The sequence below is a fragment of the Haloplanus sp. XH21 genome (assembly GCF_023276355.1).
Classification (GTDB): Archaea; Halobacteriota; Halobacteria; order Halobacteriales; family Haloferacaceae; genus Haloplanus; species Haloplanus halobius.
Map to the genome: position 1 here is coordinate 228,737 of NZ_JALLPL010000002.1, position 14,226 is coordinate 242,962.

Genomic DNA, 14,226 nt, shown 5'->3' on the forward strand with positions numbered 1-14,226 from the left:
ATGTCAACAGACGAAGACGCGGCCGCACGGCGCATCATGGATCAGTTCGGCGAGGAGAGTCGCATCCCGTATCTCAATATTGAGGAAGGAGACGTCGGTATGCTCATCGCCTTCCCCATTATTGGGCTGTTTATCGCGGGCCTCACCGGGATCGAATCACTGGCCCTCCCGTTCGTTGCTGGCGGGCTTGGCTTTGGCGTCGCCGTCATTTACGTCTCACCAACCCACCTGAACGCTTGGACGTGGACGAAAGATGTCTATCGGTATCTCAAGCGACCTCAGGTCACGTTCAGTGCGCCCGCCGACGCCAACACGAGTACCAACGAATCAGAGCGCAACGAGGGGGGACTCGCGAACTACACGCCGTTCAAGCCGGACGAGCGAACGCAGGATCTCACCAACATCAAGCGAGCGTGGCCGGGCGCTGGTGCTATCCAGCGTGAAGACGGCGCGATGGAGGCGTTCATCGAGATCGATCCGGCCAACATGGATTTCGCGATGTCCGACGACTGGGCACAGCTCCAGGACGCTGGCGAAGAGTTCGCCAACAAAGAGCTGGACTCGAAGCTCAAACTCCACGCCACAACCCGTTCATTTCCAGTGGAGCAGATCACTGAGACCATTGAGGATCGACTCACTGACGAAGACGTCACGGAGAACCCGATTTTCCGGGAACTCCTCGAAGAGTACCGAGAGACACGGCCGAAGGAGATGCGTGACCGGGGTATTCAGCAGGTCCGGTACTACATCGGCGTTGAAGTCAGTCCGATAGAAGTGTACGACCGCTTCCGTGACGAGGGCACCCCCGCCGAGAAGCTGACACAGTTCCCGGTCATCGGGTTCCTGTTCAACCCGTTTGTCACCCGCCGCGAGGACCTCACCGACGTCGAGCGCCGCGCACAGATGTTCGAGAAACTGGATAGCCGAGTCAACGACGTACGGTCGGAGTTCATCCAGCAGGCGTCTGGCTGGTCCGCACGCCGGCTCAGCACGGTCGAGCTGTTCGTCCTGAATATGGACTTCTGGAACGGCCGCGAACACGACTACGACGAGGCGGAGCGTACCGTTCGCGACCAATCGATCATCGGCCACTCGCGCCGGGAGGACCCACACGATGCGTAACGTGATCCTCCAGACTGGTGGTGGCGCGCTTGGCTCCGTCGCCGGGTGGCTCCAGAATCTGACGCCAGCAGAGAGTGCAGTACCTGCCCTTGTAGTGGGTCTCGGCCTTGGCGCCGGCAGTAAGTACCTCTGGGACCGCTTCACTGCGGATGATGAACCAGACGTGGACTTCACCGATGTCCTCGACGAGGAGACACTCGAAGAAGGCGAGGCCGAACGCAAGCTCCTCGACGACATCTCCGAGTCGCACAAAACCGTCACCGCGCCCGGAGCTGTCGAGTGGGAAACGCGAGCCGCACGGGTCGGCGAGCAGTGGACGACGACGCTGTACATCGCTAACTATGCCGACTATCCCAACGACGGGTATCTGAGCGACCTCTTCGAGATGACCGACGTCCAGTTCGATCTGACGGCCCACATCACGCCGAAAAATCAGGAGCGAGCCCGGAACGAACTACAGGACATCGCTGACGACCTCCAGGTCGATGCTGACCTCGAACAGAGTATCCGGAGCGCCTATCTCCAAGAGCGCGCCAACGAGGCCGCAGCGACGTACAAGGCCGTCGAGAACGGCGCGAACGTCTTCGACCAGGGGATGTTCATCACCGTCCGGGCCGACGAGAAAGACGGGCTCAGAGACGCTGTCCAGACGGTCAAGAGTGCGCTCCGCGACGACCCGGCGAACCTCACGCCGAAGACTGCCATCTGCCGGCAGGACCTCGCCCTCCAGTCCGCCGCACCCATCGGCGACAACGAGTTCGGCCGGACATCGATCGCCTTGGGCGGGGCTGTCGGCGCGTTACTCTCCTCGCCGCACAACGCGACGATCCTTGAGGAGGGCGGCGTCGAGTTCGGGATCCACAAGGACAACCAGAGCCCGGTGGTCATCGATCCGTTTGCCCGAGATAACGGGTACGCGATGTTCACCGTCGGCGACACGGGCTCGGGGAAGTCGTTCAGTTCCAAGCAGAACTTCATCCGCTCTATCGAGCAGAGCAAGGACCGAATCGGTATCATCCTTGAGCCATTGAACAACTGGGCCGGCGTCGCCGAAGCCCTCGATGCCAAACGGATCACGGTCGGCGGGACGCTCGGCCTCAATCCCCTGGAGATTCGAGAGACGCCCGAGCACGTCCAGCGAGCGATGGGCGAGGACGCCAGCCCGTTCAACGAGAAGCTCGACGACGCGATGAGCTTCCTCACGAACTTCTTCGCCCTTCGTGGTATCTCACTGGGCGACCGGCGGACGACGCTCGAACTCGCCCTCAAACGTGCCTACAAGCGTCAGGGCATCACCGACGACATCTCGACGCACGACAATCCGAGTCCGACCATCCGTGACATGATGGACGTATTCGAGGATATGGTCGACGACCCCGAGGAGTTCGTCGTCCGGTCCGACGAAGAGGCAGGGAAGATCAAGGAGGATGCGACGTGGTTGCTCGATCAGCTGCGCCCCTTCGAGGACGACGGACGCCACGCGAACCTCGGCCAGGAGTCAGACTTCGACATTCGGGACGAGAAGGTCATCTACCTCGACCTCGCCCAGCAGGAGGGCAGCGTCGACAGCAGCACGGCGCTGACGATGCAGCTGCTCATCTCGCTGGTCTACGAGCGAGCGAAAGTCTCGGAGAAGGAGGTCGTGTTCTACATCGACGAGGCGCGCTACATCATGCAGGACGCCGCGAGCCTAGCGTTCCTCGAGACGGTGTTCCGCCACCACCGTCACCACGACCTCTCGATCCGGCTGGTCACGCAGACCGTCGACGAGTTCTTCGAGCACGCCGAATCCGAGGCGATCTTGGACCAGTGTGCAGTCAAGCAGTTCCACCGCCTCGATGGGATGGACAAGGAGTGGGCCGACGAGTTCGGGCTGAACTACGCGCAGATGCGGTTCGTTCAGGACGCCGTTCCTGGCAACGAGGACGCCGGCTTCTCCGAGGCCCTAGTGGGCGTCGACGGCGAGTGGCGTGGGATCCAGGTCAAAGCGATGCCCAAGGAGAAGCAGGTCATCGACTTCGAGCCAACCGAGCAACGGCGAGATTCACTCCCGGGTACTGGCGAGAATGCTGTGGACGCGGAGGTGCAGGCGTTCCAAGACGATATTGAAAGCCGAGCGACCGACAACGGACAACACACACCTGAGCGGACGCCAACAGAGACTGATGGCGGTGAAACGGGAGGTGACGACGATGCGTGAGTACCTTCGCGTGACGCCAACCTCCGAACGGCTCAATCCGGAGCGTCTGCCGCAGGCACTGGAGAGCCTCCACAAACTGACCTCAACGGACTCGACAGGGCTAGCTGACAAACTCAATCCGCTACATAGCGACACACCGCTACGCTTCGAATTCCTCGCGCTGAGCGAGGGGAAAGATGACCCCGTCGAATTCTACTACGGTGCCGACGACCATCTGGATACCCTGGAGAAACGGCTCCGGTCGATCTATCCCGAGACGTTCGACATCGAGCGTACCGAGGTCGACATCGCATCCCGACTCGTACAGCCTGTCGAATTCGACCGCGAGACATTCGTCGAGCACTATGAGGCGGGCGACCTCCAGTACGAATTCGACCCTGACGAGCAATACGAACGTGGCACTGACGACAACAAACAATCGGGGCCAGGGGACGCCGAATCAGTCGCGGATGGAGGAACGGTCGGTGACCAGTCTGCCGACCACATCATCGAGATCGGCGATACTGCCCTCGAACTCGCCCCACCAGATGCGATTCCCGAGGATGAGCCACTCACGACGCTTGCCAAACCAACGGTAACATCGGAGGGGACGATACTCGCCCGGCCAGCGACCGAATCCGTCTCCCCCCTCGGCGTGCGGTGGCAAGGGTCGGCGACTCGGAAGCAGGACTGGATGACCTCACTCTCACCATTTACTGCCGACGACGAAGCGGAACTCCCAGCCGTCGATCAGCCAGGAGGTGCGCTCGCGTCGCTCGTCGACCACCTAATGGAGGCGACAGCACCAGTAGCGTTCCAAGTCGTCTTCCAGCGACGCGAGAGCTGGCAGTCCGATGCCGACCTTCGCAAGGAGGACGTCATCGACGGCCGAGACACACTCGCTCAGGAGATTATTGGCTCCCTCTTCGAACTTGACGATCAGCCGGAGAACCGGGACAGAAACCAGCTGAGCGACGCGGTTGCAAAACGTGTCGCGGCAATCGAGGCGAAAAATCCGAAGCGGTCGTTCACCGCGAACATCCGAGCAGTCGGGATTCCATCCGGTGGTAACGGTCGCGATGATCTCGATGAGCGGATACAGTCACTTGTCCCGGTATTCGACCCGCTTGACGGGCCGTACTACCAGGTTGCGGCCGAACGGGTACGCGACAGCGGCTTGCGGGCAGCCACGAAAGAACGAAACGCCCGAGCGGCGCTGCAGCGGCTCTTGGATCGTGAGATCACGACCGGCCGTGGGAAGACCCGACCCGAGTTCGTGCTGAGTGGCCGAGAGCTCGCGCACTTCGTACTCGTCCCCTCCTCGGAACAGCTTACTGTCGAGGGGACACGTGGGACGCGTGCGGAACAGCAGAGTCGGAATCCGCTGCCCCGTCCGCACCAGGACCTCATGCGTGAGTTCCGAGACGGGATGGCAATCGGGTATGCCCTCGACGACACCGGCGAGGCCGAAGACGTGCCGACACACATTCCACCCGGACTGCTGCCCACTCATTACGGCCGGTTCGGAACAACCGGCTCTGGGAAGTCGAAAGCCATCATCAACGATATGCTGTCGCTGTACGACAACACCGAGGGGCCGACGATCCTCATCATCCCGAAAAACGACGATATGGCCCAGAATTATATGCGAGCTCACGCGCGTCGGTTCGGAATGACCGACCTCGAAGAGAACGTCGTCCACTTCCCGATTCCGGACGTCCTCCCCGGGTTCTCGTTTTTTGATCTCGAACCGTCGATGGAGAGCGGACGACGCCGCGAAGACGCCGTCCAACGGAAGGCCGACCACTACGAAGAGATTTTGAAGCTCGTGATGGGAACCGACCGCTACGAGCGGGCGACTGTAGCCCCGAATCTCATCAAGACACTCATCAAGGCACTGTTCGACGAGGAATACGGCCGTGAGAACGGGCTATACCGAGCGTCGACGGACTACTTCGCCCACCGACAGCTCGAACACGTCGTCGACCAACTCTGGGAGGCCGGGCCACCGAACGAGAACATCGGCGACGCCCCACGGTCGAGCGACGAGGAAGTCACTCGAACGATTCGACGGCAGCTCCAATTAGATTCGAACACATTCGCGAACGTGATGGGTGGTGTCGGAAATCGCCTTGCGTATATTTCACAGGATACGCACCTGCGGCAGATTTTCAACAATACCGAGAACCAGTTCGACTTTCGGGATGTCCTCGATGAGGATACGGTCATCCTCTTCGACCTCGGCGACCTCCGCGACGACGCCGCCCGGATTATGACCGGTGTGATCCTGACGAATCTCGATGCAGCTCTCAAAGATCGCAAACAGGCGCTCTCCCAGCACCCGGACGACTACGTCGTGAACTTGCTCGTCGACGAGGCAGCGTCGGTCGTGGTCTCCGACATCATGAACGATCTCCTCGAGAAGGGGCGGGGCTTTCGCCTCTCTGTTGGTCTGTCGATGCAGTTCCCCGAACAGATGGAGGCCGAAGGTGGGCGGAAAATCTACCTGAACGCTCTGAACAACATCGGCAGTTCGCTCATCGGGAAAATCAACGTCGACCGAGAACTGGCGCGGGCAATGGCCCACGAAGAGATGGACCCCGCGGATTTCGCCAATCGGATTCGTTCGTTGCCGCGCGGAGAGTGGATCGCCAGCCTGCCGAGCCCGACGTTCGGTGAAACGGGGCCGTATCCGTTCAGTCTCGAACCACTCCCGATCCCACCGGGCCACCCCGAGAGCGAATCCCCGCTCACTGAGCGTGAAGAGGAGCAGTTCACTGAAACGCTCTCCTCGATGCACGGGCACATCAGCGACGAACACGGCGTGCCGGCCGCAACAGACACCTCAACAACGAGCACACCTGCCGACGGACACGAGGTCCTCGATATCGCGAGCGACGACCTGGACGTCGCGATTGCGAAAGTGGTTCGGAGTCTGCAGCTTCGAGAGGGCTGCCATGAGGAGAACGGCTGGGTGGCTGTCGAAGCAGTTGACGACAAACTCAGACGGCTCTTCGACGACGTCGACGCCGAGCCGCCATCGTATGATGCACTCGCGGACATTCGAGAACGATCACGATATCTCGATACGACCGTCGATATCGACGCCGACGAGCTCCGCATCCGGCTCACTGAAGCCGGAGAAGAGGTCTCGACACCCGATACTGGTAGCGTGCAGGCCGCCGGTGGGAGTGCCCACGACGCAGCACTCCTCCAGATCGAAGAAGAGCTCACCGCACTCGGCTTCACCGTCTCGATTCTCGCACAGGATGGCAGCGAGAAACCGGACGCGAGGGCGAGCCACCCCGACGTTGACGACCGATTCGCCATCGAAGTCGAAACGACGACACCCGAGAATCCCGCAAAGGTACTCACGAATCTCCGGAAAGCCCAAGAAGCAGGGGATATCCCACTGTTTGTCGTTCGACCAGGAAACGACGAAACTGAGTGGGCCAAGCGCGTTGACGGCATTCTCACACCACCGGTTCGAGAGCTACAGAGCGGTGAGACACGGTTCTACACGACTGACTCGAATCTCACGTTCAACGGCGGCGCAACCGAAGAGGGTGGAGTGACAGCCGTACGACCGGCGACCGACGACGAGAACGGGACCCAGAACATCTGGGAGCGTGATGGCGACGAAATCGTCCTTCGTGATGCCAGCGGGACGGAACACATCCGCCTCCCGTCGCTTGAAAAACTCTCGAAAGATCGTGTTCCAGCTATCTACAGCTACGATCACGCTGCCGACGAGTACGTCGTTTATGAGCCCGGTGAGCAGCACATCTACGAGACGAAATCGGCGTTCGAGGACGATTGGGTGCGTGTCAAGAAGCCATTCGTTCCCGAAGCCGAACTCCCCGTACCAGACTACACACGTTCGACGTACGGCATCGTTATCCTTCACGATGAGGCGGAATCGGTCGTGTATGAAGATGGTGAGAAGCGGCCACTCTCGGCAATCACCGACGGGGCACTCCGTCCCGCACCGCCCGAATCGGCCGCCGCTGACGAACCACGTAGTCAGACCGACCAGGCAGATGAGCCGGTCGAAGAGAAGCAGAAAGACCCATCACCACCGTCGTTCAAAGCGTTCGTCGACGAATATCTCGTCCAAGACCCGGATGAAGCCGTGCCGAAAGACGATGTATTCAGTCTCTATACCGACTGGGCAGAGGCACACGGCATCGACGACCCGCTGAATAAGAGCTGGTTCACACGGAAGCTCAACTCCCACATCGAGGTGGACTCCACGAAGAAGCGAATCGACGGGGAACCCGTCCGGCATTACACTGGTGTCCGCATCCGGTCTGAAGAAGAATCTGAGTCATGAAATGGACGTACACGATCCAATGCCCGATACCCCTCGCGACTTCTTGGAGGCTGTTCCACCCACACTGAATCATGATTCCAGCCCACCAGACTCGCAAGTCGGGAATCACCCGACTGCGGCATGTTCCACCCAAATCTTCAATGGGTGGAACAGCTACGAAACGGCCGAAATGGGTGGAACACGCTCACGTCCAGCGATTTTTAACCTGCTATGGCGGGTGTTCCACCCAACAACCAACTAGGATAGAACGGGGGGTCCCCGTTGGGACCAAGGGATTGGATCGCGACGTACAGCAGCGTGAATTCTGTGCTGGCTCAGAGTCAATTTTCCGAACAAGAAATTCGGTCGTTCACGGGGGGAAGGATTGCGATATGATGCTGACCAACCTCTACTCGGTGTCCGGGGCAGAATCTAACTGCTTCTGAGCTTGGAGTAGCATTCCTTTCCATGTTAGACCGTGGTGTTTCTTTGTCTTTTTCAAACTCTCGTACTGCGATTCGTCCTCAAACTCTATCTTGACGTACTTCATACAGAGAGTTACATTAACGTTACATTTATGTGTGTCGATTGACTATCGAACACTGTGTCCAAGACGGTGACAAAAACGCTACAGGCCACGCTCGCCACACCTACAACGGGTAAAGAGCAACGCCTACAGCGTCTCTTGGACACCTACCGCGACGCACTCCAAGACGCCTTCGACGCCGGGGCAAGCACGATGTCCGCCGTCAACGACATCGTGACACCCTACGACCTGCCGTACCAAGCCAAAGACGCGCTCAAATCCTACGTTCCGAAACTTCGCGATACGTACAACGCCGAGGAGTTGGACGACGAACACCCGGTTCGGCTGGTGAACCGAGCGGCCAAGTTCGACTACTCGGAGGAGCGCGAATACGGATTCGTGTGGCAGGTTCCGCAATCCGGACGCGGGACGAACTTCTGGATTCCACTTCGGATTAATCCCGAGCAGGAATCCCTGTGGTTCGACCTACTCGATGGAGACGCGACGGCGGGCGAACTTCGGTTACAGAAATATCGCACGTCGTGGGAATTACACGTCACCGTCAACTATTCGGTCGAAGAATCGACCGAATCGAACGATTCGACGTACATCGGTTTCGACGTCGGTGAGAGTGCGTTGATTACGGGCTGTGCCCTCAAACGCGACGTACCACGGGAACCGATACTCGTCAACGGCAGTCAAGCGCGACACCTCTGCAAAGAGATGTTCACCACACTACGGCGGCTACAGTCGAGAGACGCCGCCGAGTGGCGCGTGGACGAACGCTTCCACCACTACCAGAACGCCCTCACCGATATTGTCGAGAAAGCGTCTCGGCAAGCCGTCGAATACGCCGGGTCCTTCGAGAATCCCGTTATCGTTCTCGAAGACCTGTCGTATATCCGCGAGCATCTCGACTACAGTAAGTGGATGAACCGCCGGCTCCACAACTGGGCGTTCGCTCGGTTGCAGGGTCGCATCGAAGACAAAGCGACGGAAGAAGGCATTCCAGTCAAGTACGTCAACGCAGCGTACACCTCGCAAACGTGCCACGCTTGTGGTCGTCTCGGTCGGCGGAGTCAACAAGCGGAGTTTGTGTGTCCGCACGACGACTGCCATATCTCGGAGTTCCAAGCAGATATCAACGCAGCGGCGAACATCGCCGGTCGCGTAGACCCGTGGGGAGAGAGCGTCCGTTGGGAACCCGGACGCGATGACTCGCCACAGGATGGGAGCGCCTGTGACAGCGCCACAGTCCACCGAGAGACGAGTCCGAGAACCGGACAGATGACGCTCTCGGCGTACTCGGACTGAAACCTGTTAGCCCGGATTCCCCTCGTAGGGGAACCCCGGCGTTGCGCCGGGGAGGATGTCACGCGAGGTGCTATGTGAGGATGAGTGAACTATGATCGATTCGCCCGAGGCGATTCCGGAGACGTTACGCGAACGCGACCAGTGGGTGTGCTGGCGAGAAGAGGAGCGAGACGGCAAACCGACAAAGATTCCGGTGACGCCAGGGGCTGGGGGGTTCGCGTCAGCAACAGAGTCGGAGACTTGGTCAAGTTTCGAGGCAGCACTCGACTACAGCGAGACAGAGCACGCCGATGGTATTGGGTTCGTGTTTACTGACGACGACTCCATCGTCGGCATCGATCTGGACGACTGCCGCGATCCCGAGACAGACGACGTCGACGACGCGGCACTAGACATCATCGAGCGCCTCGACTCCTATACGGAGGTGTCACCGTCCGGCACCGGCTATCACGTCCTCATCAGGGGCGAACTTCCCGACGGGCGGAACCGTCGCGGGAGCATCGAACTGTACGACACGGCACGCTTTTTCACCGTCACTGGCGATCACGTCGAGCGGACACCAACGTGCGTCGCACGTCGACAGGACGCGCTCAGAGCGATTCACCGTGAGTACGTTCAGGAGACAGAGCGTGACACGGCAGCAGAGTCCGAACAGCGTGGTAGCGCTGACGACGAGTCACCGACGACCGGTGCAGCCGGCGTTGACGTCGACCTCGAAGACGAGGACCTCCTCGAGAAAGCGCGGAATGCATCGAACGGCGAGAAGTTCGAGCGGCTCTGGAACGGGAACACAGCCGGCTACGACAGCCACTCCGAGGCCGACATGGCGCTGTGCTGTTTGCTGGCGTTCTGGACCGGTGGTGACCGGACCCAAATGGAGCAGCTGTTTCGCCAGTCGGGATTGATGCGGGAGAAGTGGGACGAGGTCCACTACGCTGATGGGTCGACGTATGGGGAGAAGACCATCGAGCGAGCAATTGCGACTACTTCGGAGTTCTACGACCCGGACGCCGGCGACGATACCGCGGACGAGATCCCCGCCACATCGTCGCCAGACGTCGGCGCTGCTGACTCGGAGCGGAGTCGCGCGTATCTCGCCGAGAAGAACCAGATCTTGAGCAATCGCGTCGACGAGCTCGAGGCGACACTCACGGAGAAAACCGAGCGCATCGACGCTCTCGAAGCGGAGGTCAAGCGACTCACTGACGAACTCGGCACCCGTGGCCAGGAGGAGGAGGAGGAGTGCCAGGGCGAGCACGCCGCTACTACGAGTGAGAACAGTAGTGAGTCAGAGTCATCCTCACTGTTGGGTCGGTTATTCGACGGTCGGTCCAAGTAACGTTGCGACCGCAGCGGCACGTCTGTCACCCCCGCCAGGGGGCGGCGGGGTACATCACGTGCCCCCGATAGACGATGGCTTCGGAACGTACGACCCAAACGCAGACGGTACAGCAAGCAGCAACCAACTCCGACGGGGAGGCTCCGTGGGCAGACCTCGAGGTGGCGATCCCGAACGACCGCGATCACGCGTCGCTCGTCGCGCTCGTGGAGTGTGCCCTAATCGAGCTGACGCACGAGCACGTGGGAGCAGTTGTCGTCACCCACCAGGTGCGGGGGACGAACCGCACGCAGTACGTCGCCGTCGACGACGTCGGCAAGCAGTTCCAGAAGCGGCACTTCGACGTCCGGTTGGGCTGGCACGAGACCACCGTTCCTCGAGAGACCGTTCGCGACGAACTCGTCACCCAGCTCACCTGGTCGGCAGCCCCACAAGCGGAACGCACACGAGAAGCAGCAGCCAGCGAGCCGGACACGTTCACCGTGAAGCCAGTCCAGGAACTCCGGACTCCATAGCCCACACTCTTAACCAACACTCGGGACCAGTTCTGTCGAAGTGTTGGTTAACGACGTTGCCAGAATTCATGCCCTCAACCCCCGCCCACCGCCCTGTCCCTCCGCGACGTTGCCGTTTTCGAGTATCGCGACCCAGGGTCGGACTGACACCCTCCGACTGGGCTGTTTATCGGCGCCGGGAGGCGTGCAGCGCGCGAGAGCGTGCGCGGCGTGATTCACCATGGCTGGTCCCGATCCTCACGACGACACGAGTGCCGACCACGAACAGTTCGAAACCGAACTCCTCGCACAGGACCGTGACGCCGCGAGCGTCGCGACCGCGGACGTCGACGACGCAACGGCCCGCAGCCTAGTCGACGACCTCATCGACGCGGACGTCGTCACACCCGTTCCCGAGGATCGCGTTCTCGTTCACGAGCCGAGTGTTACTACCTTCGACTCGACGACGCAATTGGCCGTCTTCCACCGTGGCTGGACGGCCGGCCGCGACGCCGACGCAGAGGCGGAGTAATGCAGCAGACGCTTACAGGGTGTGCGTTCTGCGACGCTCCGCCCAGCACCGAGACTGGCGAGGCCCACACCTGGGGGGAAGATGAGCGGGTCACCCACCCTATCTGCGTCGACTGCGCGATCCAGATGGAGCCGGATCCCGACGAGCGCGATCGCTACGCCTGCGATGGCTGTGGGCTCGTCGTCGACGCCCTCGCGGCGCTCACGCGCTTCCGTGTGGAACTCGGCCATCTCGAGGGGCCGCTGCAGCTGTGTGCGCGATGTAGTCCTGGCGGGCCCGCGACGTACTGGACGCACGACCTCGATGAGCATCTCGTTGAGTGAGACATGTTGCCGACGCTTACACCGTTTCCATGGAGGACCTCGTTGACGAAGTCGACGTCGCGCTTGACCGCGACTAATGGGGGGTCTCCTATCCAGGGATAGGGAAAGTATGCAATAAGCCGCACCGCTTGGCATTACGCCACAGATTCCGGTATCCCTCGCCGTCAGATCGTCGTCGAAAGACGCTCGATGCGATCAGCGGTTCCCTTGACTGCGTCTTTCTCCTCGAGACGACTCACGATATCCTGTAGTTCAACCGTGGTGTAATCGAGTTCCTGCTGGAGGGCAGGCATAGATTTCGGTTCGTCGAGGGCGTGAAGCACTTCGAGTTCCTCGTATACGCGCTCTGTAATCTCCGCGACCGGCTCATGCAGGGGTGTCCTCACGTTGTGTTGCTCGGTGAGATCGGCCAACGCCTCGTTCACGTACGTCACGAATAGCTCTTGGTCCAAGAGGTCGATCTGCGCGGCGAGTTCTGCTTCGACGACGTCGAAATCGAGGTCAGTCTGCAGCAGCGAAAACATATCTTCGATATCGTCCACCCGTCCGGCGACCGCCTTGAATAGGAAGATGTCCTCTGGGCTCACGAGTTCGACCACCAAGTTGCTGGGGTTGAGGTACCGCTCGCTGCGCTTCCGAATCCCGTCAGAAAGAACCAGTTTATCGATAACCTGCTGGTGAAAGATGTCGATTCGACACCCATCATCGTTCTCGAGGATTCGCTGAGCACCGAGCGCTTCGTATTCTTCGTCCGGTTCCCGAACGATATCGTAACCAAGTTCGAGCAGTACTGCTTGGAGTTGCCCGAGATCATCACCGGATGCGACGATGAGATCGATATCCTTGGTAGTGGTCTTGAGATCCTGGAACGCCATTGCCCCACCGCCGATCAAGAAGACAGTGAGCGGGTCGTCTAGCTGCTCGCCGATGCGCTCGAGTTCCGACCGAATGTACGAACTGTCGAATCGCGCCCTCATGCTGACACCCCGTAGTCCGCAGCCAATTCTTGGAACTCCTCCCACTCGGGAAGTCGAGATGCCCGCTCCTCGCCACTCGTGTCGAGATACGTGAGCAAGTCCTCGACGAGATCGTCGACGCCGTACTTTGTGGCTTGGTCACGCAGTTCGTCACGGTCGACGTCAACGTGGCTGAGCAGGAGCAGACAGTATGACTGGGTACGTGCGCCCGAATCGATCACGAGCATATGACAGCACAGCATCGCCGGCGAGAGATCATTCATCGTCTCTGAATGGAAATAGTACCGACGGTCGCGGGCCAGAAGGGGCAGGTCGTAGGTCTGGAAACGCTCTGGCCCCGTCGAAAGGAAGTCCTCGGCGGTAATCTCATCTGCGGTCTGGACGAGGAACTCGTCGAGTGACTCCCAGAGAATGGTGTAGGTGTCGGTGTGTTGTTCGACGGTCTGGCGATGGTCGTGGTGAACGAGTTCCCGAGCAAGCGTACTCAGTTGTTCGAATCCCTCGTTCAGCACATATGCATCCTCGTCAGTTTCGTAGATGATCCCTCGATGCTGAAGTGGATCGAGGGCGCGATGGACGGTACTCCTGTGAATGTTGGCCCGGCGTGCGAGCTCCATTGCGACCCGCGGTGTTTCAAGATAGTAGAGAACGCGGAGCGTCGCGCCCGACAACAGTTCAGGCCATTCGATGTGCGAATACTCTTGGGTGATGTCTGCGAGGAGTTCGAGTGCTTTCGCGTCCGATGGCCGGATCTGCTTTGTTTTCCCTTGTCGACGCGTCTCGATGAGTCCGGTCGCTTCGAGACGATCGACAAGTTCAGACGTGTAGCTGAGACTGCGGTCCAGCTGGGTCGCAAATTCGGAGACTGTCTGCTCACCGTGAAGGACGGTGAGCGCGCGAACCTCGGCTTCGGTAAGCATCTGTTGCGTAGATACGAACCGATATTTAAATAACTTCGCTATCTCGCAACGAACATGACTGAGTCAGCTGAGGTTGCTGGGTGAGAAACACGATGAAGGCCCTCGGCCGTTCACGGGCGGCGCGCCGCCCGTTAGCTCGGGAGAGCCTGCTCTCCCGGTGACCGAGACGGCCTCGCCCTTTCTGAGTT

General features: G+C 60.0%; 11 protein-coding genes. 8 read left to right on the forward strand and 3 right to left on the reverse strand.

All coding sequences use genetic code 11. From position 1 onward, the window contains the following. The 3 genes from MXB53_RS14560 to MXB53_RS14570 are packed head-to-tail and all read left to right on the forward strand — an operon-like array spanning window position 1 to window position 7,634. Window positions 1-1,122 carry a TraC-like domain-containing protein gene (locus MXB53_RS14560; protein WP_248898303.1) on the forward strand — a complete coding sequence of 374 codons (1,122 nt, stop codon included), beginning with the start codon at window positions 1-3 and terminating at the stop codon, window positions 1,120-1,122. Continuing rightward, window positions 1,115-3,322 carry a VirB4 family type IV secretion system protein gene (locus MXB53_RS14565; RefSeq protein WP_248898304.1) on the forward strand — a complete coding sequence of 736 codons (2,208 nt, stop codon included), beginning with the start codon at window positions 1,115-1,117 and terminating at the stop codon, window positions 3,320-3,322. Before MXB53_RS14560 ends, MXB53_RS14565 begins: the two co-directional genes overlap by 8 nt. After that, window positions 3,288-7,634: a type IV secretory system conjugative DNA transfer family protein gene (locus tag MXB53_RS14570; protein WP_248898305.1), complete on the forward strand. Its 4,347-nt coding sequence runs from the start codon at window positions 3,288-3,290 to the stop codon at window positions 7,632-7,634. The genes MXB53_RS14565 and MXB53_RS14570 overlap by 35 nt, the downstream gene beginning before the upstream one ends. 388 nt (window positions 7,635-8,022) lie before the next feature. Here the strand turns inward: MXB53_RS14570 and MXB53_RS14575 are convergent, their stop codons facing one another. Next, window positions 8,023-8,163 carry a hypothetical protein gene (locus MXB53_RS14575; protein WP_175454701.1) on the reverse strand — a complete coding sequence of 47 codons (141 nt, stop codon included), beginning with the start codon at window positions 8,161-8,163 and terminating at the stop codon, window positions 8,023-8,025. Window positions 8,164-8,217: 54 nt separating this feature from the next. Between MXB53_RS14575 and MXB53_RS14580 the strand changes: the two genes are divergently transcribed. The 5 genes from MXB53_RS14580 (at window position 8,218) to MXB53_RS14600 (ending at window position 12,141) form a co-directional block, all read left to right on the forward strand. Next, complete coding sequence (locus MXB53_RS14580) at window positions 8,218-9,453, forward strand: RNA-guided endonuclease TnpB family protein (protein ID WP_248898306.1); 1,236 nt, start codon at window positions 8,218-8,220, stop codon at window positions 9,451-9,453. 91 nt (window positions 9,454-9,544) lie between these two features. Beyond that, window positions 9,545-10,792, forward strand: a complete 1,248-nt coding sequence (locus tag MXB53_RS14585; RefSeq protein WP_248898307.1) for a phage NrS-1 polymerase family protein — start codon at window positions 9,545-9,547, stop codon at window positions 10,790-10,792. A gap of 74 nt (window positions 10,793-10,866) precedes the next feature. Continuing rightward, complete coding sequence (locus MXB53_RS14590) at window positions 10,867-11,307, forward strand: DUF8030 family protein (protein ID WP_248898308.1); 441 nt, start codon at window positions 10,867-10,869, stop codon at window positions 11,305-11,307. Between the two features lie 220 nt (window positions 11,308-11,527). After that, window positions 11,528-11,818, forward strand: a complete 291-nt coding sequence (locus MXB53_RS14595; RefSeq protein ID WP_248898309.1) for a DUF8069 family protein — start codon at window positions 11,528-11,530, stop codon at window positions 11,816-11,818. After that, complete coding sequence (locus MXB53_RS14600; protein WP_248898310.1) at window positions 11,818-12,141, forward strand: DUF7558 family protein; 324 nt, start codon at window positions 11,818-11,820, stop codon at window positions 12,139-12,141. Before MXB53_RS14595 ends, MXB53_RS14600 begins: the two co-directional genes overlap by 1 nt. A gap of 164 nt (window positions 12,142-12,305) precedes the next feature. Here the strand turns inward: MXB53_RS14600 and MXB53_RS14605 are convergent, their stop codons facing one another. Together MXB53_RS14605 and MXB53_RS14610 are read right to left on the reverse strand one after the other, a co-directional pair. Continuing rightward, window positions 12,306-13,118 carry a DUF6036 family nucleotidyltransferase gene (locus MXB53_RS14605; protein WP_135806887.1) on the reverse strand — a complete coding sequence of 271 codons (813 nt, stop codon included), beginning with the start codon at window positions 13,116-13,118 and terminating at the stop codon, window positions 12,306-12,308. Further along, on the reverse strand, window positions 13,115-14,038 hold the full coding sequence (locus MXB53_RS14610) for a winged helix-turn-helix domain-containing protein (RefSeq protein WP_248898311.1): 924 nt from the start codon (window positions 14,036-14,038) through the stop codon (window positions 13,115-13,117). The genes MXB53_RS14605 and MXB53_RS14610 overlap by 4 nt, the downstream gene beginning before the upstream one ends. Between the last annotated feature and the right edge of the window lie 188 nt (window positions 14,039-14,226).